General features: G+C 63.5%; 20 protein-coding genes. 18 read left to right on the top strand and 2 right to left on the bottom strand.

What is annotated here, in order from left to right:
- Window positions 1–6 precede the first annotated feature (6 nt).
- The 11 genes from frr (at window position 7) to lpxB (ending at window position 11,818) form a co-directional block, all read left to right on the top strand.
- The gene (gene frr / locus H143_RS0115215; RefSeq protein ID WP_019939121.1) at window positions 7–567 is read left to right on the top strand and encodes a ribosome recycling factor; all 561 of its coding nucleotides are present in this window, start codon (window positions 7–9) and stop codon (window positions 565–567) included.
- 38 nt (window positions 568–605) lie between these two features.
- Window positions 606–1,364, top strand: coding sequence for a polyprenyl diphosphate synthase (gene uppS, locus H143_RS0115220; RefSeq protein ID WP_019939122.1), 759 nt, complete (start codon window positions 606–608; stop codon window positions 1,362–1,364).
- Window positions 1,365–1,421: 57 nt separating this feature from the next.
- On the top strand, window positions 1,422–2,279 hold the full coding sequence (locus H143_RS0115225) for a phosphatidate cytidylyltransferase (RefSeq protein WP_019939123.1): 858 nt from the start codon (window positions 1,422–1,424) through the stop codon (window positions 2,277–2,279).
- A gap of 2 nt (window positions 2,280–2,281) precedes the next feature.
- Window positions 2,282–3,499: a 1-deoxy-D-xylulose-5-phosphate reductoisomerase gene (locus tag H143_RS0115230; protein ID WP_033365531.1), complete on the top strand. Its 1,218-nt coding sequence runs from the start codon at window positions 2,282–2,284 to the stop codon at window positions 3,497–3,499.
- Between the two features lie 156 nt (window positions 3,500–3,655).
- The gene (rseP, locus tag H143_RS0115235) at window positions 3,656–4,993 is read left to right on the top strand and encodes an RIP metalloprotease RseP (RefSeq protein ID WP_019939125.1); all 1,338 of its coding nucleotides are present in this window, start codon (window positions 3,656–3,658) and stop codon (window positions 4,991–4,993) included.
- 54 nt (window positions 4,994–5,047) lie between these two features.
- On the top strand, window positions 5,048–7,429 hold the full coding sequence (gene bamA, locus H143_RS0115240) for an outer membrane protein assembly factor BamA (protein ID WP_026350115.1): 2,382 nt from the start codon (window positions 5,048–5,050) through the stop codon (window positions 7,427–7,429).
- A 110-nt stretch (window positions 7,430–7,539) separates the two neighbouring features.
- Window positions 7,540–8,127: an OmpH family outer membrane protein gene (locus tag H143_RS0115245; RefSeq protein ID WP_033365534.1), complete on the top strand. Its 588-nt coding sequence runs from the start codon at window positions 7,540–7,542 to the stop codon at window positions 8,125–8,127.
- Between the two features lie 32 nt (window positions 8,128–8,159).
- Window positions 8,160–9,281, top strand: coding sequence for a UDP-3-O-(3-hydroxymyristoyl)glucosamine N-acyltransferase (gene lpxD / locus H143_RS0115250; RefSeq protein ID WP_019939128.1), 1,122 nt, complete (start codon window positions 8,160–8,162; stop codon window positions 9,279–9,281).
- Between the two features lie 76 nt (window positions 9,282–9,357).
- A complete protein-coding gene (fabZ, locus tag H143_RS0115255; protein WP_019939129.1) occupies window positions 9,358–9,813 on the top strand; it encodes a 3-hydroxyacyl-ACP dehydratase FabZ in 456 nt (151 codons plus the stop codon).
- Entirely contained in the window at window positions 9,813–10,613 is an 801-nt protein-coding gene (gene lpxA, locus H143_RS0115260) for an acyl-ACP--UDP-N-acetylglucosamine O-acyltransferase (protein ID WP_019939130.1), read from the top strand. Before fabZ ends, lpxA begins: the two co-directional genes overlap by 1 nt.
- A gap of 2 nt (window positions 10,614–10,615) precedes the next feature.
- The gene (gene lpxB, locus H143_RS0115265; protein WP_369751152.1) at window positions 10,616–11,818 is read left to right on the top strand and encodes a lipid-A-disaccharide synthase; all 1,203 of its coding nucleotides are present in this window, start codon (window positions 10,616–10,618) and stop codon (window positions 11,816–11,818) included.
- 49 nt (window positions 11,819–11,867) lie between these two features.
- Here the strand turns inward: lpxB and H143_RS0115270 are convergent, their stop codons facing one another.
- Window positions 11,868–12,383, bottom strand: a complete 516-nt coding sequence (locus H143_RS0115270) for a hypothetical protein (protein ID WP_019939132.1) — start codon at window positions 12,381–12,383, stop codon at window positions 11,868–11,870.
- 78 nt (window positions 12,384–12,461) lie between these two features.
- Between H143_RS0115270 and rnhB the strand changes: the two genes are divergently transcribed.
- The 7 genes from rnhB (at window position 12,462) to rfbD (ending at window position 19,547) form a co-directional block, all read left to right on the top strand.
- Window positions 12,462–13,073 (top strand): ribonuclease HII, encoded by a 612-nt coding sequence (rnhB, locus tag H143_RS0115275; protein ID WP_019939133.1) that lies wholly within the window; start codon window positions 12,462–12,464, stop codon window positions 13,071–13,073.
- 12 nt (window positions 13,074–13,085) lie between these two features.
- Entirely contained in the window at window positions 13,086–13,865 is a 780-nt protein-coding gene (locus H143_RS0115280; protein ID WP_019939134.1) for an RNA methyltransferase, read from the top strand.
- Between the two features lie 97 nt (window positions 13,866–13,962).
- The gene (locus tag H143_RS0115285) at window positions 13,963–14,349 is read left to right on the top strand and encodes a Rid family detoxifying hydrolase (protein ID WP_019939135.1); all 387 of its coding nucleotides are present in this window, start codon (window positions 13,963–13,965) and stop codon (window positions 14,347–14,349) included.
- A 78-nt stretch (window positions 14,350–14,427) separates the two neighbouring features.
- A complete protein-coding gene (gene recG / locus H143_RS0115290) occupies window positions 14,428–16,500 on the top strand; it encodes an ATP-dependent DNA helicase RecG (RefSeq protein ID WP_019939136.1) in 2,073 nt (690 codons plus the stop codon).
- Window positions 16,501–16,532: 32 nt separating this feature from the next.
- On the top strand, window positions 16,533–17,489 hold the full coding sequence (locus H143_RS0115295) for a LysR substrate-binding domain-containing protein (protein WP_019939137.1): 957 nt from the start codon (window positions 16,533–16,535) through the stop codon (window positions 17,487–17,489).
- Between the two features lie 84 nt (window positions 17,490–17,573).
- Window positions 17,574–18,635, top strand: a complete 1,062-nt coding sequence (gene rfbB / locus H143_RS0115300) for a dTDP-glucose 4,6-dehydratase (protein ID WP_019939138.1) — start codon at window positions 17,574–17,576, stop codon at window positions 18,633–18,635.
- Between the two features lie 12 nt (window positions 18,636–18,647).
- Window positions 18,648–19,547, top strand: a complete 900-nt coding sequence (gene rfbD, locus H143_RS0115305) for a dTDP-4-dehydrorhamnose reductase (protein WP_019939139.1) — start codon at window positions 18,648–18,650, stop codon at window positions 19,545–19,547.
- A gap of 23 nt (window positions 19,548–19,570) precedes the next feature.
- On the opposite strand, the gene H143_RS0115310 is transcribed toward rfbD, so the two are convergent.
- Entirely contained in the window at window positions 19,571–19,981 is a 411-nt protein-coding gene (locus H143_RS0115310) for a DoxX family protein (protein WP_019939140.1), read from the bottom strand.
- Between the last annotated feature and the right edge of the window lie 79 nt (window positions 19,982–20,060).

Genomic DNA, 20,060 nt, shown 5'->3' on the forward strand with positions numbered 1-20,060 from the left:
AACTCCATGAGCGTTGCAGACATTCGCAAATCCGCCGACAGCCGGATGACCAAGTCGCTGGAAACCCTCAAGTCCAACCTGGCCAAGCTGCGCACCGGCCGCGCACACCCCAGCATCCTGGATCACGTGCAGGTCGAGTACTACGGCTCGCCGGTACCGGTGGGCCAGGTGGCCAACCTGACCTTGGTCGATGCCCGCACGATCAGCGTGCAGCCTTATGAAAAGCCCATGCTGCAGCCCATCGAAAAGGCCATACGTGAATCCGACCTGGGCCTGAACCCCATGGCTTTGGGCGACACCATCCGCGTTCCCATGCCCGCGCTGACCGAAGAGCGCCGCCGGGACCTGAGCAAGGTGGCGCGCAGCGAAGGCGAGGACGCCAAGGTTGCCGTGCGTAATCTGCGCCGCGAGGCCAACGACAGCTTGAAGAAGCTGGTCAAGGACAAGACGATTTCCGAAGACGATGAGCGCCGCGCACAAGACGATGTGCAGAAAATGACCGATCGCTTCGTGGCCGATATCGACAAGCTGGTCACGCAGAAAGAAGCCGAAATCATGACGGTGTAAGCGGCGTCTGCCGCGACGCCGGCGTGCCCTGATACACCATGGCCACCAGCTCCACTCTCGCCGTACCGCAGACCAGCGGTGTACCCCGGCATATTGCCATCATCATGGATGGCAATGGCCGTTGGGCCACGCGCAGGCATCTGCCGCGCACGGCCGGCCACATCAAAGGCGTGCAGGCCGTGCGCCGCACGGTCGAGGCCTGCGGCCGCCTGGGCGTGCGTTATCTCACGCTGTTCGCGTTCAGCTCCGAGAACTGGCGCCGTCCGGCCGACGAGGTATCGCTCCTGATGCGGCTGTTCGTCAAATCGCTCGAGCGCGAAGTCGTCAAGCTCGAAAAACAGGGTGTACGTTTGCGCGTAGTGGGCGATCTTTCGCCTTTCGAGCCGCGTTTGCAGGAGCTGATCCATCAGGCGGAAGCGCGTACCGAGCATAACGATCAGCTAAATCTGTCCATTGCGGCCAATTATGGTGGCCGCTGGGACGTTCTTCAGGCCATGCGCGGCATGCTGCGCGCCAATCCCGGCTTGGCCGAGCATCCCGAGCACATCGACGAGGACGCGTTGTCCGCGCATTTGTCCATGCCCTGGGCGCCCGAACCCGACCTGTTCATCCGCACAGGCGGCGAGCAGCGGGTCTCCAATTTCCTGATCTGGCAACTCGCCTACACCGAGCTGTACTTCACCGACACCTACTGGCCCGATTTCGATCGCGCCTGCCTGGAAGAGGCCGTCGCGTGGTACGGCGGGCGCGAGCGCCGCTTCGGCCGGACCAGCGCGCAAGTGCTGGCCGCGCGTTGACCGTCCGGCGATTCCCTCAGTGATCTTCCTTCATAGCCACCCGCAAGAGTCCTAGCGATGTTACGCCAGCGAATTATTACCGCCGCCGTTCTGCTCGCCGTCCTGGCCGCGGCCGTGGCGGCGCCACAACCCATCTGGATACTGGCGCTGCTTGCGTTGACCGCCTCCTGCGCCTGCTGGGAATGGCTGCGGTTGACGCTGCCCGCGCGCGTACCGGCGATCGTGCCGCGCCTGGTGGCCATCGTCGTCTTCTGCTTTCTGCTGGCCCTTGCCTGGGTCTGGAGTGCGCCTGCGGGCGGCGTGCTGCCTCAGGAACTCCTGGCCAGTGGCGCCCTGGTCATCGTCGTCAGCCTGGTTTGGCTGGTCTGCGCCACCACGGCCGTGGTGCGCGGCCGGGCGGACGTACCGCCCGCCAGCGTGGGGTGGTCGATATTTGCGGTGCTGGCCACTGTTTCGGCCTGGATCGTCCTTGCCGTGATGTATCTGGCATTCGGCCCTTTGTTCGTGCTGACGCTGCTGCTGCTGGTATGGGCCGCCGACATCTGTGCCTACTTCGGCGGCCGCAAGTTTGGCCGCCATAAGCTGGCTCCCCAGGTCAGCCCCGGCAAGACGGTTGAAGGCGCGCTTTGCGGCTTGCTGGGCGCGGTCTTGGTGACGCTGGTTGGCGCCTGGTGGCCGGACACTTTCGGCTACATGCTGGTCGACCGCTGGTCGGTGTGGGGCGCCATCCCCATTGCGGCACTATTGGGCGCGGTATCCATCATGGGCGACCTGTTCGAGTCGTTGCTCAAGCGTCGTGCCGGCGTCAAGGATTCCAGCGCACTGCTACCGGGCCACGGCGGCGTGTACGACCGCATCGATGCCATTCTGCCGGTGGTGCCTATCGCGCTGCTGATTTCGGGAGCCCTGTTTTGACCTTGAGGCAGCCAACGCAGCCCAGGCGCGTCGTCGTACTGGGTTCAACCGGATCCATAGGCGTGAATACGCTAGACGTCATGGCGCGGCATCCGGATCGGCTGCGGGTCCATGCTCTCTCCGCGCACAGCCGCATGGAAAGGCTGGCCGAGCAGGCCGCGGCTTGCGGCGCTCCCGTGGTGGTGGTGCCCGACGACGCGGCGCGCACACGGTTCATCGCGGCCTGGCGCGGTGCCACCCTGCCCGAAGTCCGGGTGGGCGCGCAGGCGCTGTCCGATACAGCTGCCGATACGCAATGCGATATGGTCGTGGCGGCTATTGTCGGCGCAGCAGGCCTGCCTTCCGCCCTGGCGGCCGCGCACGCCGGCAAGCGCATCCTGCTGGCCAATAAGGAGGCCTTGGTCGCGGCGGGCACGCTGTTCATGCAGGCGGTGCGGGATAAGGGCGCCGAGTTGCTGCCCATAGACAGCGAGCACAATGCGATTTTTCAGTGCTTGCCGCATCACGGACCATCGGCAAGCCGAGCCTATGCGCCCGCGCAGCCTGCCGCGGGGGTGCGTCGTCTGCTGTTGACGGCGTCGGGCGGGCCGTTCCGCCTGACCCATCCCGACGATCTGCACGACGTCACGCCCGAACAGGCCTGCGCCCATCCCAACTGGAGCATGGGCCGCAAGATTTCCGTCGACTCGGCGACCATGGTCAACAAGGGCCTGGAGGTGATCGAGGCGCACTGGCTGTTCGCCATGCCCCCCGAGCGCATCGAGGTGCTGATACATCCGCAGAGCGTGGTGCATTCGCTGGTGGAATATGTAGACGGCTCGGTATTGGCCCAGCTCGGCAATCCCGACATGCGCACGCCGATTTCGTACGGCCTGGGGTTTCCCGACCGGCTCGAAAGCGGTGTGGGAATGCTCGATCTGGCCCGCGCAGGGCGGCTGGATTTTGATACGCCGGACTTCACGCGCTTTCCGTGTCTGCGTTTGTGCTTCGACGCACTTCAGGCCGGCCAGAACGCCTGCATCGCGCTCAACGCGGCCAACGAGGTGGCGGTGCAGGCCTTTCTCGAGGGTCGTCTGCCGTATACCTGGATCTCCCGGGTCATCGAAGCGTCGCTCGAGTGGCAGGCGGGTCGACCATCTGCTACGCTGGGTTCTGTTGAAGACGTGTTGGCGGTGGATGCTGCGGTGCGCGCTTATTCCGGCAATCTAGGGCTTGCCTGAACTTTCTGGGTTTGTTTCTGGTTTCTTTAGGTGCCGGCCTCAGGACTGCGGGAGTTTCGGTGCTTGCCCGGTGGGCGTGCTCGGTGAGTCAATAGCCCAACAATCGCCGCCCAAGCGTACTCAACTCCGACGTCTCAAAACCTTGCTTCGCCAAACATGTTCCTGACGCTAATCGCCTTTGCCGTCGCCCTTGGCATTCTCATCACGTTCCACGAACTGGGCCATTATTGGGTGGCGCGCATTTGCGGTGTACGCGTCCTGCGCTTTTCGATCGGTTTCGGCCGGGTGTTGCTGCGCCGTACTGACCGGCATGGCACGGAATGGGCCGTCTCGGCCATCCCGCTGGGCGGCTACGTGAAGATGCAGGACGATCCGCCGCCGGATGCGTCCCGGGCCGAGGCCGGGCGTGCCTTCAATAACCAGTCTGTTTGGCGACGCATGGCCATCGTGGTTGCGGGACCCCTGTTCAACCTGGTGCTGGCGGTCGTGTTCTATGCCGCCCTGGACATGGCGGGTACGCGGATGCCCGCGCCCATACTGAGCCAGCCCGAGGCCAGCAGTCCGGCCGGGCGGGCAGGCTTCATGGCGGGTGATAGGATCCTTGCGATAGACGGCCATGCCGTGGCGTCCTGGAACGACGCGCGCTGGCGGCTGCTGGACGTGCTGTCCTCGGGAGGGCAGGCCGTGCTGGATGTGCGACCGACCGCGGGCGGCGTCCAGCGGCGCACGCTGGTGCTCAAGACAGGCAATCGTCTGGACCCGTCCCAGGGCGATCCCCTGGCGTGGGCGGGGCTGCGTCTGGAGCAGCCGCCTCCGGTGGTGCGCGAGGTCGGCCCCGGCAGCCCGGGCCAGGCGGCTGGATTGCAGGTCGGGGATACGATCACCGCCGTGGGCGACTTGACCGGAACGCTCGATGCGTCCGCTCTTGTTGCCTACATCCAGCAGCACGCGGGGGTTTCGCTGCCCATGACCGTCATGCGTGGCGGCGTTCCGATTTCACTGCACGTGGTGCCGCGGCCCGAGGAGATCGACGGCCGTAAAGTAGGGCGCATCGGCATTATGCTGGGCGGGGACGTGCCCATGGTCACTGTGCGCTATGGCGTGCTCGATAGCGTCTGGCATGGTGCGCGGCGCACCGGGGAGACGGCCTGGATGTCATTGCGCATGATGGGTCGCATGGCGGTGGGCGACGTGTCCTGGCGCAATCTCAGCGGCCCAGTGACGATGGCCGACTATGCGGGCCAGTCAGCACGCATCGGGCTGGCTGCCTATGTGGCCTATCTGGCGCTCATCAGCATCAGCCTGGGCGTGCTCAATCTGCTACCCATACCCTTGCTGGACGGCGGCCATCTTCTTTATTACCTGCTTGAAGTGGTTCGTGGACGCCCCGTGCCCGAGCGCTGGATGCAGATCGGACAGCGGACTGGCCTGGGCCTTTTGGTCTGTTTGATGGGGCTGGCGCTTTTCAATGATTTCGCCCGCCTGTTCACCTAGGCGCTAATCGAATAAAATGCTCGGTTTACCGCCCATCTAAGGATACGTCAGCTTATGTTTTGTCGCCGGCTGTTTCAGCGAGTGCTCCACCCGTCGCTGAGGTATTTGCTGAGGTATCTGCTTGTCGGGGCCGTACTCTTGATGCCGGCCTGGGCGCAGGCTTTCGAACCTTTCGTCGTCAAGGATGTCCGCGTCCAGGGCCTGCAGCGGGTCGACGCCGGCACGGTATTTGGCTATCTGCCTTTCAAAGTGGGCCAGAAATTCACGCAGCGGGATGCGGACGAATCCGTGCGCCGGCTGTATGCCTCCAATTTGTTCAACGATGTGAATGTCGGCACCGAAGGCAACGTGGTGATCGTGACGGTCGCCGAACGCCCCACGGTCGCGTCCATTACTTTCTCCGGCATGCATGAGTTCGAATCCAAGACCATCGTGGCCGAATTGGCCAAGGTGGGTTTTGCCGAAGGCCGAATTTTCGATCAATCCGCGCTCGATCAGGCCGAGACTGAACTCAAGCAGCAATATCTCGGCAAAGGCCTGTACAGTACCGAAGTCAACGCCACGGTGACGCCGCTGCCGCGCAACCGGGTGGGTATCGCCTTCGACATCTTCGAAGGGGCCCGAGCCAAAATTCGCGGCATCCATTTCGTGGGTAACAAGGCCTTTTCCACCAGCACGTTGATGGACCAGGTCGACATGAGCACGCCGGGCTGGTTCACCTGGTATACCGATACCGACAAATACTCGCGCGAAAGGCTCGAGGCCGATGTCGACAGGGTCCGCTCCTTCTATCTCAACCACGGCTATCTGGAATATTCCAACGAGCCGCCTCAGGTCACGATTTCGCCCGACCGCACCAGCATCTACATCACCATTTCCATCCACGAAGGCAAACCCTACAAGGTACGCAGCGTCAAGCTGGCTGGCAATATGCTGGGCCTGGACGCCGAGCTGAAAAAACTGGTGACGGTCAAGCCAGGCACGGTGTTCGATGCCTCGCAGACAAACAAGACGGCCAAGGCGATCACCGACTATCTGGGTGAACTGGGCTATGCCTTCGCCAACGTCAATCCCAGCCCGCAGCTGGACCGGGCCAAGCATGAAGCCGACCTCACGTTCTACATCGACCCCAGTCGCCGGGTGTACGTGCGCCGTATCCAGATGGCCGGCAACACGCGTACCCGCGATACGGTCATCCGCCGTGAAATGCTCCAGCAGGAAGCGGCCTGGTATGACTCCAACCAGATCCGGCAATCGCGCGACCGCATCGACCGCCTGGGCTACTTCACCAGCGTCGGTGTCAAGACCGAACCCGTACCGGGCTCGCCCGATCAGGTCGACGTCAACGTCAACGTCAAGGAAAAACCCACCGGCATGGTGAATCTGGGTGTGGGCTACGGTTCGGCGGACCGGGCCATTTTCCAGGCAGGTATCAGCCAGGACAACCTTTTCGGCAGCGGCCACAACGTGTCGTTCAACGTCGGTACCAGCAGCGTGCAGTCCTCGGCTGTGCTGTCTGAAACCGATCCGTACTTCACCAAGGACGGTATCAGTCGTACGGTATCGGTCTACTACCGTCTGACCCGTCCCTGGCTCGCCGACTCGGGCCAGTACATGGTCCGTACCCTCGGCGCAGGCTTGAACTTCGGGGTGCCCATCACCGACACCGATCGCATCTTCATGGGCGCCACCGTCGAACGCAACACCATCGGTCTGTACGGGAACAATTCGCCCTTGTCCTATACAAACTATGTCAATACTTACGGCACGACCACCAATGCGCTCATCCTCAACACAGGCTGGTCCAAAGACACGCGCGACAGCGCGCTGTCGCCTACCCGCGGCGCATACACCAAGCTGAGCGCCGACGTCGGCACAGTGGGGTTGAAGTACGGCATGCTGAGCGCGCAGCAGCAGTACTACATTCCCCTGAGCCGTTCGTATACCCTGGCCTTCAACGGCCTGGCCAATTACGGCTTCGCCTACGGCGGCAAGCCGTTCCCGGTAATCAAGGACATCTATGGTGGTGGTCTGGGTTCGGTGCGCGGCTATTCGTCCTCGTCGTTGGGGCCGCGCGACCAGAACACGGGCGACTATCTCGGCGGCCAACGCATGCTGGCGGCCAGTGTGCAGTTGTATCTGCCGGTGCCGGGAACGGGCCACGAAGGCACGCTGCGTTGGTTCCTGTTCGCCGATGCGGGCCAGGTGGCGCCGACCAGTTCGATCCCGGGCAGCACCGGCTGTTCAAGCGGTACCTACTCGAATTCCTATGGGTTCACCATTAGCGATCCTTGCGCCTGGCGCTTCTCGGCGGGCGTCGGGTTATCGTGGCAGTCGCCCATCGGCCCGCTGCAGATATCCATGGGCAAGGCGCTCAATTCCAAGCCAGGCGACAACAAAGAAGCCTTCCAGTTCCAGATCGGCACGGCTTTCTGATTTTTGCTTCATACCTCATGGCCATGCCTTCGGGCATGGCACAATACTGCCCCAGGCAGATTTCGTTTTTTGCCGCTTGAAGCGGCATGTACTTTCAGGTGAGAGTTTCAATGTCTGACTTTGTCCGCATGACCCAATCCCGCATCGTGCGTCGCGGTGCCTTGACTGTGGCCGCCGCTCTGATGGCAGGCTCGGCCGCCATGGTCGCAGCCCAGGCCGCGACGACGATCACGGCGCCGTCTGCGGCCTCGGCTTCTGCCGCTCCGCTCCAAGGTACCAAGATCGGTTTCGTCAACACCGAGCGCATCCTGCGCGAATCGGTGCCCGCCAAGGCTGCGCAAGCCAAGATCGAAGCCGAATTCAAGGGGCGCGACGCCGATCTGCAAAAAATGGCCGCCCAATTGCGTGCCAAGGTCGAGCAGTTCCAGAAAGACAGCCCGGTGCTGTCCGACTCCGACCGTGCCGTGCGCCAGCGCCAGCTGTCTGATCTGGACGCGACCTTGCAGCGCAAGCGCCAGGAATTTCAGGAAGACTTCAACCGCCGCCGCAACGAAGAATTCTCGTCCATTGTCGCCAAGGCCAACGCGGCCATCAAGAAGATCGCCGAGCAGCAGAACTACGACCTGATCATCCAGGACGCCGTCACGGTCAATCCGCGTGTCGACATCACCGACCAGGTGATCAAGGCCCTGAACTGATCGCCTGACAGCGATCGCCTTGCGGTTTTTTCATGTCGGCTCTACTGGATCCAGCGCACGCGCCCACTCTTGACGAACTTCTGGCGGGTGCCGACACGCAAGGCCTGAACTGGCGGATCGTATCGACGGACTCGGCCGGCAGGGCAGGTCAAGGCCTGCCCCAGGTATGCGGCATCGGCACCTTGTCGGGCGCTGGTTCTAGCGAAATCAGCTTTCTCACCAATAAGCGCTATCAATCGCAGTTACTGAATACCAAGGCAACTGCGGTCATCGTACCGGAGCAGGCCGTCGATCTGCTCAAGTCCTATGCGCCGTTGCCTTTCGCTCTAGTAGTCAGCGATCAGCCGTATCTTCTTTATGCCCGCTTGGCGCAGTGGTTCGATGCAGCGCGTCGGCCTCTGCCGCCCCCCGGCGTGCATCCCACCGCAGTCGTGGCCTGCGATGCGCATATCGAAGATGGTGTGAGCGTGGGGCCGCATTGCGTGATCGAGTCGGGGGTTCAGATCGGCCGAGGCACCATCCTTGGGCCGGGCTGCGTGATCGGGCAGGACTCCAGTCTAGGGCCGGACTGCCGATTGCATGCCCGCGTCACGCTCTACCATGGTGTGACCGTGGGCGCGCGTGCCATTTTGCACAGCGGAGTGGTGCTGGGAGCCGACGGCTTCGGCTTTGCGCCGGATCCGACCCGGGGCAAGGGCGCGTGGGGCAAGATTCCCCAATTGGGCGGAGTCACACTGGGCGACGATGTCGAAGTCGGCGCCAATACCACCATCGACCGCGGCGCGTTGGAAGACACCCAGATCGCCGACGACGTCAAGCTGGACAACCTCATCATGATCGCGCACAACGTGCGCATCGGGGCGCATACCGCCATTGCCGGCTGCGTGGCGGTGGCCGGATCCGCCGTCATCGGTGAGCGCTGCATCATCGGCGGATCCTCGGCTATAGCAGGCCACATCACGATCGCCGACGATGTAACGGTGTCGGGCAAGACAGGCATTTTCTCCAGCATCGCCAAGCCCGGTCACTATACGTCCGTGTATCCTTACTCGGAGCACGCCCAGTGGCAGCGCAACGCTGCGGTGATTCCGCATCTGGCGGATTTGCGCAAACGCTTGCGGGCGCTCGAAAAGAAAGGCAGCGGCGCGACCTGACCGCGGCGCCGCATCGCCGCCATCGCCATGGCGGCGCAACAACAACTTCGAACTCGTACTCAGGAAAAAATTCAGCATGGAACTCGACATCAAGGCGATTATGGAGCGACTGCCGCATCGCTATCCGATGCTGCTCGTCGACCGCGTTCTGGAAATGGTGCCGGGAAAATCCATCGTGGCTCTGAAGAACGTTTCGATCAATGAGCCGTTCTTCGAAGGCCATTTCCCGCATCTTCCCGTGATGCCGGGCGTGCTTATCGTCGAGGCCATGGCTCAGGCCGCGGCGATTTTTTCGTTCGCCAGCGAAGACGGCAGCCAGTGTCTGGACACTAAAAAGATGGCCTACTACCTGGTGGGCGTGGACGGAGCGCGCTTTCGCAGGCCTGTCGTGCCGGGCGACCAACTGCGCCTGGAAGTCCAGGCCGAGCGCCTGAGCCGCACCATTTGCAAATACAAGGGTCTTGCGCTGGTGGATGGCCAGGAGGTGGCCGAGGCCACGCTGATGTGCGCGATCCGCAGCCTGGAAAGCTAATGTCCGGAATCATCCATTCCACCGCCATCGTCGACCCCGCCGCCAAGCTCGACCCTACGGTGAGCGTGGGACCCTATAGCATCATCGGACCCGACGTAACCCTAGGCGCCGGTACTGATGTGGGTTCGCACTGCGTCATCGACGGCGTCACCACCATCGGCCGCGACAACCGCTTCTACCGTTTTTGCTCCATCGGCGGCATGCCGCAGGACAAGAAATACGGTGGCGAGCCGACCGAACTCATCATCGGCGACCGCAACACCGTGCGCGAGTTCACCACCTTCAATACCGGTACGGTGCAGGATGGCGGCAAGACCGTGGTCGGCAGCGACAACTGGATCATGGCCTACGTGCACATCGCGCACGATTGCCGTATCGGTGACAACACCATTCTGGCCAATTCGGTGCAGCTGGCCGGCCACATCGAAGTGCACGATTGGGCCATTGTCGGTGGCATGACGGGCGTGCATCAATTTTGCAAGATCGGCGCGCACAGCATGGTGGGCGGCGGCACCTCGTTGGTACAGGACGTTCCTCCCTTCGTGCTGGCCTCCGGCAACGACGGCGCGTGCCGTCCGGCTGGCATCAACGTCGAAGGTCTGAAGCGGCGCGGTTTCAGCCTGATCGCCATCTCGGCCCTGCGTGATGCGTACAAATCGCTTTATCGCCGCGGCCTCACGCTGGATGAAGCGTGCCTCCAGTTCCGCGCGCAGATGCAGGCCGAGCCCGAGGCGTTCGACGCATTGCAGACACTGTTGGAATTCGTCGAAAGCTCCAGGCGCGGCATCATTCGACCATGAATATGACGGCCGCACGCGCCATCGGCATGGTGGCCGGCGAGCCGTCCGGCGATCTGCTGGCGGGTCGCGTCATTGCCGGCCTGCATCAACGATTTCCCGGCATAGCGATCAGTGGCATAGGCGGCCCGCGCATGATCGAGCAGGGCTTCGAATCCTGGCACGACATGCATGCGCTGACGGTGTTCGGCTTTGTCGATGCCTTAAAGCGCTTGCCCAGCCTGTTGTCCATTTATCGCGACACCAGAAGGCGCCTTCTGAACGAACCCCCTGCGGTGTTCGTGGGCATCGACGCGCCCGACTTCAACCTGCGCCTGGAACGCGCGCTGCGCCAGGCCGGTACGCCTACCGTACACTTCGTGGGGCCTTCGATCTGGGCCTGGCGCTACGAACGCATCCACAAGATCCGCGAGTCCGTCTCGCACATGCTGGTGCTGTTTCCCTTCGAAGAAGATATCTACCGCAAGGAAAACATCCCCGTCACCTACGTGGGCCATCCGCTGGCGCAGACCATTCCCATGAAGCCCGACCGCGCTGGCGCGCGTGCGCGCTTGAACGTGGACGCGTCGGCCCGTGTGCTGGCCATCCTGCCGGGCAGCCGTTCTTCCGAGATCCGCCTCATGGGGCCGCGCTTTTTGCAGGCCGCCCAGGGGCTGGTGCGCCGCGATCCCGGGCTGCAATGCATTGTGCCCATGGTCAACGCCCCGCGCCGCGCCGAATTCGAGGTTCTGCTGGCGCAATATCCCGTACCCAATCTGCGCTGCGTCATGGCGCAGGACCTGGCCGGACAGGGCGCGGCAGCCGCGCAACCGGTGGCCTGGTCTGTCATGGAAGCCGCCGACGCGGTCCTGGTTGCCAGCGGAACTGCCACGCTGGAGACCGCGCTCTATAAGCGGCCCATGGTGATTTCCTACGTGCTCTCGCCCTGGATGCGCCGCATCATGGCCTGGAAGTCCAAGCAGGAGCGGCCTTATCTACCCTGGGTGGGCTTGCCCAATATCCTGCTGCGCGACTTTGTCGTGCCCGAGCTTCTGCAGGACGACGCCACGCCGCAAGCCTTGGAGGAGGCGACCTGGTCGGCATTGACCGACGACGCCCGCGCGGCGAATCTTGAAGCGAAATTCGCCGCCTTGCATCAGGATCTGCTGCGCGACACCCCGGCCTTGGCCGCCGAGGCCATCGCCGCGGTTGCAGACGGCCGGATATAAGGTCGCCGTGCCGACGTGATGCTATCGGGCGCCGTCGGGGAAAATTTTCCTAATGCGGCTCGGGCGGCAATACGTCGGGATGCGCGAGCGTCCTGTATGGCGGCGTCGAGGCCTTAGGATTGTTCGTGGTCTCGTCGATCACCTTTTGCACGTCCGCCGTCTTGGCGAGTTCGAACAGGAACTTCTTCTTGTCGAAGTTCGCCGATACGCAGCCCTGCACGATGATAAAGCGGCGCTGCAGCGTCAGCCATAGCGCCGTATGCTCGCGCCAGCCTGTCGTGCGGTTGATGAACGCAAGGCGCCGCTGGACCGCCTCTACGATTTCGTGATCGTATTTGTAGGCGTTGGACAATCTGCAGCGTCCTTCCCACCAACAGCTGTTGCCGTCCTCGACGCGGTAGTGCACACGGGTGGTCCATTCCTTTTTCGTGTAAAACGGCCCCAATGGCGTGGGGCAATCCGCGACCGCATGCGAAATCTGGAAGAAGGGATCGCTGCCTCGGTTCTGCCTGGCGCCACCGGCGTATGACGCGTGGCTTGCAAGCGTGATCAGCAAAATTCCCATACCCTGATGAATCCTGTTCATGGTATTCCCTTTTAAACTGGGACAGCGAGCCTGGAAAATCATGGTAAGTTGCGCGGCATGCGCATGCAACCCGATTTATTCGATCCGACTGACGGCATCGACGCCTTCGCCACCGCCGGTGTGGACGAGGCGGGCCGCGGCCCGCTGGCGGGTGCCGTCTACGCTGCCGCCGTCATTCTCGATCCTTCTCGCCCTATTGAGGGCCTGGCCGATTCCAAGGCGCTCTCCGCGGCCAGGCGCGAAGAGCTGGCGCAGGCCATTTACGAGCGGGCGCTAGCCTGGTGCATCGCCCACGCCAGCGTTCGGGAAATCGACGATCTCAATATCCTGCGCGCCACGCTCCTGGCCATGCAGCGCGCCGTCGCAGGCCTGGCCGTCGCGCCGCAGCTGGCACTGGTCGACGGCAATCAGCCGCCCCGGCTGCAGTGCGCGGTCAAGACTATCGTCAAGGGCGATGCAAAGGTGCCCGCCATTTCCGCGGCGTCCATCCTGGCCAAGACGGCGCGCGACGCCGATCTCATGCGTCTGCACGCGCTGTATCCGCAGTACGCGTTCGACAAGCACAAGGGCTACGGCACGGCCCAGCACTTGAGCCTGCTGCGCGAGCACGGCCCGTGTCCCGAGCACCGCCGCAGCTTCGCGCCGGTCAAAGCCTTGCTGCAGGCGTGACGGCGTTCGGCCATGAAATCCATAAGCTCTCGCGATAATCCGCTGGTCAAGACACTGCGCAAATTGGCCGGTGCTTCGGGCCGCCGCGGCGAGCCGGTGCTGCTTGACGGAGTGCATCTGTGCCAGGTCTGGCTGCAGCGCCATGGCCCGCCCGAGTACGCCGTGTTCGACGAGGAAAAGCGGCAGCGGCCCGACTTGCAGGCGCTGGCCGGGCAATTGCCCGCATCGGTCTGCGTCGCGTTGGATGCGCGCCTGATGCGCGAACTGGCCAGTGTGGAGAGCGGGCAGGGCGTGCTCTTTCTGGTGCGCCCGCCCGAGCCCGGGCTACCCGAGCGCATCGCCGAGAATTGTGTGCTGTTCGACCGCATCCAGGATCCCGGCAATGTCGGCACCTTGCTGCGCACCTGCGCAGCGGCGGGGGTGCGCAGGGTGTTCCTATCCCACGGCACGGCATCCGCATGGTCGCCCAAGGTGGTGCGCAGTGGCCAGGGTGCGCACTTCGCGCTGGCCATTCACGAGCAGCAGGATCTGCAAGCCCTGCTGCCGCGCCTTGACGTGCCTCTGGTTGCCACGGCGCTCGAGGATGCGACCGACCTCTACGCCCAAGATATGCCGCGATCCTGCGCCTGGGTCTTCGGCCATGAGGGGCAGGGTGTGGCATCCGGGCTGCTCTGTGCTGCCGCTTTGCGCCTGAGGATTCCTCACGACAGCGCAGCCGTGGAGTCGCTCAATGTCGCTGTCGCCGCCGCCATTTGCCTGTTCGAGCAGCGGCGCGTGTATCGCGGGCGATGAAGGCCTCGATCGCACGGCAAGCAGCTATGATTTTTAAAATTCTGATAGGCTACGCATATGTGCCGTGCTCCGACAGGCACCTCCGGAGGAATACCCCATGAGCAAGCAGATCATCCATACCGACGCCGCGCCCGCTGCGGTCGGCCCTTATTCCCAGGCCGTTGCGGCCACGGGCGGTAAGACGGTGTACTTGTCGGGCCAGATCGGCCTGGAGCCCGCCACGGGCGAGCTGGTAGCCGAAAGCTTCGAGGCCCAAGTGCGTCAGGCTTTTGCCAACCTCAAGGCCGTGGTCGCCGCCTCGGGCGGTACGCTGGATAACGTCGTCAAGCTCACGCTTTTCCTGACAGACTTGGGCAAATTCGCCGCTGCCAACGCCATTATGGCCGAGCTCATTCCACAGCCTTTCCCGGCACGTTCGACGATAGGGGTGGCCAGCCTACCCAAGGGCGCGCAGTTCGAGGTCGAGGCGATCTTGGTGATCTGATCCGGGTTCGGGCCAGACGCAGGCCATAGGCCCGCCATCGAACCGGCAATCCAGCCCCACGCGACCGCGCTCAGACCCATGGTGCCCTCAACGGTAGCTAGTCGCAAGCCTCGCGCGGCCGAAGCGGGAGCGATCGCCATCGAGCGCAAGTTCCACGCCCTGGGGCTGCGCGAGCAGCAGGATTTTGTCCTGCACTTGCCGCTGCGCTACGAGGATGAAACCCGCATCACGCCCATCGCGCGCCTGCGGCCGGGGTTTCCGGCGCAGGTTGAGGGCGATATCCTGCGCTCGGAAATCCAGTATCGCCCGCGCCGCCAGCTGACCGCGGTCATTGTCGATGACACCGGCGAGCTCCAGCTGCGCTGGTTGAATTTCTACGGCAGTCAGCACAAGCAGCTCACCGCGGGGCGTAGGTTGCGCGCGCGCGGCGAGGTGCGCGGCGGTCTGTGGGGCCTGGAGATGGTGCATCCGCGCATGAGCAATGCCGATGCGCCGCTGCCCTTGGCGCTCACGCCCGTCTACCCCAGCACCGAGGGACTACCGCAGCCCACGCTGCGCAAGGCCATCGACACCGCGCTCAGGCAGACCGACCTGTCCGACACGCTGCCCGAAAGCTTGCGCGAACGCTACGATCTTGCGGCTTTCGAGCCGTCCATCCGCCTGCTGCACGCGCCGCCGCCCGGCGTGGCTGAAGCCGATCTGATCGAGCGCGCGCATCCGGCCTGGCGGCGCATCAAGTTCGACGAACTGCTGGCGCAGCAATTATCCCTGGCGGCGGCCAGGGCCGGCAGACGGAGCAAGCGGGCCAAGCCCATGCCCTTGTCCGCGCAAGCCGGCAACCTGATGCAGCGACTGTGCCAGGCACTGCCTTTCGATCTGACTCGGGCACAGCAGCACGTATGCGGCGAAATCGCCGAAGATCTGGGCCGCACCTATCCCATGCATCGACTGCTGCAGGGCGACGTGGGCAGCGGCAAGACCGTGGTGGCCGCCATGGCTGCGGCGCAGGTCATCGATAACGGTGCGCAGGTGGCGCTGATGGCGCCGACCGAGATCCTGGCCGAACAGCACTATCGCAAGCTGTCGGCGTGGCTCGTGCCCCTGGGCGTCAGGATTGCCTGGCTGAGCGGCAGCCTGCCTGCCAAGGTGCGGCGCGAAGCCACGACCGCCGCAGCCGAGGGCACCGTGCAACTGGTGGTCGGTACGCAGGCCCTGGTGCAGGATCACGTGGCCTTTCACAATCTGGGTTTGTCCATCGTCGACGAACAGCACCGCTTCGGGGTGGGTCAGCGGCTGGCCTTGAGCCGCAAGGGCGAGGAGGGCAGGCTCGCGCCGCACCAACTGCACATGAGCGCGACACCGATCCCGCGCACCCTGGCCATGACTTTCTTCGCCGATCTGGATGTGTCCGTCATCGACGAGCTGCCGCCCGGCCGCACCCCGGTGCGCACCAAGCTGGTCGCCGATGCGCGCCGTGATGAGGTGCTCATGCACATCGCCCAGGCCGCGCGCCAAGGCCAGCAGGCCTATTGGGTATGTCCCCTGGTCGAGGAAAGCGAAGCCCTGCAGCTGCAAACTGCTGTCGATACGTACGAGGCCATGCGCACTGACCTGCCCGACCTGCGCATAGGTCTGGTGCATGGCCGCCTGGCGCAGGCCGAAAAAGCCGAGGTCATGCGCGCCTTCCGCGAAGGCGAGATCGATCTGCTGGTCGCCACCACCGTCATCGAGGTGGGCGTGGATGTGCCCAATGCCTCGCTCATGGTGATCGAGCACGCCGAGCGCTTCGGCTTGGCCCAATTGCACCAGTTGCGCGGCCGAGTGGGACGGGGCATGACCGAATCGGTGTGCGTGCTGCTTTACCAGCACCCTTTGTCGCAGGTGGCGCGCGAGCGCCTGCGTGCCATGTTCGAGACCAGCGATGGCTTTGAAATCGCGCGGCGCGATCTGGCGCAGCGTGGTCCGGGTGAATTCCTCGGCACGCGCCAGTCGGGTCTCGCGCTTTTGCGCTTTGCCGATATCGAGCTGGATGCGGCCATCGCCGAGCAGGCCCGCGAGGTCGCTGCATGGCTGCGCAAACACGATCCGCAGGCCGTGGCTGCGCATCTGGCGCGCTGGATGCGCGGGCGCGAAGATTTTCTGCGTACCTGATATTTCGCCAACTCTTCGCCTTCGCCTTCGCCATGACGCTTACCGAGCTCAAATACATCGTCGCCGTCGCGCGAGAACGCCACTTTGGGCGGGCTGCCGAGGCGTGCTTCGTCAGCCAGCCCACTTTGTCGGTCGCCATACGCAAACTTGAGGACGAGTTGGGCGTCACGCTGTTCGAGCGGGGCGGCTCCGAAGTGGGTGTCACACCTATCGGCCAGCGCATCGTGGTCCAGGCGCAGAAAGTGTTGGAAGAAAGCGCCAATATCAAGCAAATCGCACGCCAGGGCCATGATCCGCTGGCTGGCGCCCTGCGGGTGGGCGTGATCCATACCGTCGGCCCCTATCTGCTGCCGCGGCTGGTGCCGGCGCAGATTGAACTGACGCCGCAGATGCCGCTGGTGCTCCAGGAAAACTTCACCGTGCGCCTGTTGGAACTGCTGCGCCAGGGTGAAATCGATTGCGCCATCATGGCTTTGCCCCTGCCCGAATCGGGTCTGACCGTGCAGCCGCTGTACGACGAACCGTTCATCGTGGCCGTGCCGCAGACGCACGAAATGGCCAAGCTCAAGACCATCGACGCGCACGACCTGAAAAAGCAGAACATGCTGCTCCTGGGTTCCGGGCACTGCTTTCGCGACCAAGTGCTGGAGGTCTGCCCCGAACTCTCACGTTTTTCGGCTACCAGCGATGGCATCCAGCGCACCTTCGAAGGCTCGTCGCTGGAAACCATCCGGCACATGGTGGCGGCCGGCATCGGCGTGACAGTGCTGCCCATGAGCGCGGTGCCCGATGCCTCAGCCGAGGCCCCGACAGCCAAGAACCTGCTGCGCTACGTGCCTTTCGCCGGACCGGTACCCGAGCGCCGTATCGTCCTGGCCTGGCGCCGCAGTTTTCCGCGCCTGGCGGCGGTCGAGGCACTGACCAAGGCAGTGCGCACTTGTGGCCTGCCCAACGTGAAAATGCTCGATGAGGAGCCTGTGCCGGCTTGATTTTCCCTGCTGTGCATCCGAAGGCGCGGCGTGGGGCAATGGTATTCTTTGAACCCTTCTTCCAGACTGCAAGACATTCTAGACATGACCCTACTTGTGACCGGCGGAGCCGGCTTCATCGGCGCGAATTTCGTGCTGGACTGGTTGGTCGGTTCACAGGAACCCATCGTCAACCTGGACAAGCTGACCTATGCCGGCAACCCCGATACCCTGATCTCGCTGCAAAGCGATGCGCGGCACACGCTGGTGCAGGGCGACATCGGCGACAGCCGCCTGGTGGATGGCCTGCTGGCCCAATATCGGCCGCGGGCCATTATCAATTTCGCTGCCGAGTCGCATGTGGACCGCTCCATCCACGGCCCGGCTGAATTCATGCAGACCAATGTCATCGGCACCTTCAATCTGCTGGAGTCGGTGCGGGCCTATCTGCCGACCTTGTCCGGCGCCGAGCAGGACGCCTTTCGCTTCCTGCACGTCTCCACCGACGAGGTATACGGCACGCTCGAGTCCGAGGATCCGCCTTTCACCGAAGTGACCCCTTATGCGCCCAACAGCCCGTATTCGGCTTCCAAAGCGGCCTCGGATCACTTGGTGAGGGCCTGGCATCATACCTACGGCCTGCCGGTGCTCACCACCAATTGCTCCAACAACTACGGGCCTTATCACTTTCCGGAAAAACTGATTCCGCTGGTCATCCACAATGCCCTGGCGGGCAAGCCCTTGCCGGTGTACGGCGATGGCATGCAAGTGCGCGACTGGCTTTACGTAAAAGACCACTGTAGTGCCATACGACGCGTGCTCGAGGCTGGCAAACCGGGTGAAACCTACAACGTCGGAGGCTGGAACGAGCGCGCCAACATCGATGTGGTCAAGACGATCTGCGGACTGCTCGATCAATTTCGACCGCTGCCCCAAGGCAGCCTGCACAGCGATTTGATCACCTTCGTCAAAGATCGGCCCGGACACGATCGCCGCTATGCCATCGATGCGCGCCGGATCGAGCGCGAGCTGGGTTGGCGTCCGGCCGATACCTTCGAGACCGGCATACGCAAGACAGTGCAGTGGTACCTGGACAACCAGGCCTGGGTGCAGGGTGTGACCAGCGGCGCCTACCGCAATTGGGTCTCGCGCCAGTACGGCGCCTGAGGATCCGGCGCGATGAAAATCCTGCTCGCGGGTTGCAACGGACAATTGGGTTTCGAACTGCAGCGCAGCCTGGCGGTGCTGGGTGAGGTGGCGGCCGTGGATCGCAGCCGCTGCGATCTGGCCGATCCGGAATCGGTCTCTGCAGCGATACGCGCCGAGCGTCCGGATATCGTGGTCAATGCGGCCGCCTATACGGCGGTGGACAAGGCCGAGCAGGAACCGGAGCTGGCTTTGCAAGTCAACGGCCAGGGGCCGGGCGTGATGGCCGCCGAGGCTCAGGCGCAGGGTGCCCTGATGGTGCATTACTCCACCGATTATGTGTTCGACGGCGGGCAGGAAACGCCCTACCGAGAGAGCGACGCCACCGATCCGGCCGGCGCCTACGGGCACAGCAAGCTGGTGGGCGAGCAAGCGGTACGCACAGCCTGCGAACGCCATTTGATCCTGCGCACCAGCTGGGTATACGGTGTGCAGGGCGCCAATTTCCTGAAGACCATGCTGCGCGTGATGTGCGAACGTGACGCGCTACGCGTGGTGGGCGACCAGACAGGCGCACCCACGGGTGCGGCCTTGATCGCCGATGCGACGGCGCAGATGCTGGGGCGTTATTTGTCGGAATCGGCCAGAGAGCGGCCGTTTCCTTACGGCACATACCACCTGGCGGCCCGGGGCGAGACCACCTGGTACGACTATGCCGTGCTGATTGGACGCTTGGCGCGCGATGCCGGCGCACCGCTGAAAGTGCAGCCCGAACAGATCCAGCGCATTGCAACCGAGGCGTATCCGCTGCCGGCGCGTCGCCCGAAATCCTCGCGCCTGGATACGGGCAAGTTGCGTTCCACGTTCGGCCTGGCCTTGCCGTCTTGGGAAGACGGCGTAAGGCAGGTGGTGCGGATTCTGCTTGGGGCCTGAGCCCCGGAATATCTACCTGCGCGTCAGGTATTGATATTGCGTATTGTCGGCTTCAAAGCGAAGGCGCCGTCGCCGAGCAGTGCGAGGACCAACGCTGCGATTGCCAGAAACACCGGATACTCCCAGCCGCCCTTCGGGTTGGTGAACATCCAGCCATTGCCGAAATGGACCGTCGAGGCCGTGAATAGCTCGATGGCGGCGACCGCGGCGATCAGGCGCGTATAAACGCCAGTCAGCAGCAGTACCCCTGCGGCGATTTCGAACAGGATGATAGGCCAGGCAAACCAGCCGGCGAAGCCGACCGATTCGAAGAACTTTGCGGTGCCGGCCGGCGTAAAAACGAGCAGCTTGGTCAAACCGTGCGCGATGAACATGACGCCCAGCGCGATGCGCAGGACGAGAGCCGAATAAGGAGCGGTGCGGGTGTCGATCATGATGTTTCCTGGTTGGTCGAGATACGGTTGCCGGTTGAGCCGGCGTGAGTCGTGATACGGGTAATGCTTGTGCGGCGGA

Origin of the sequence: Bordetella sp. FB-8 (assembly GCF_000382185.1) — a bacterium.
Taxonomy (GTDB): domain Bacteria; phylum Pseudomonadota; class Gammaproteobacteria; order Burkholderiales; family Burkholderiaceae_B; genus Bordetella.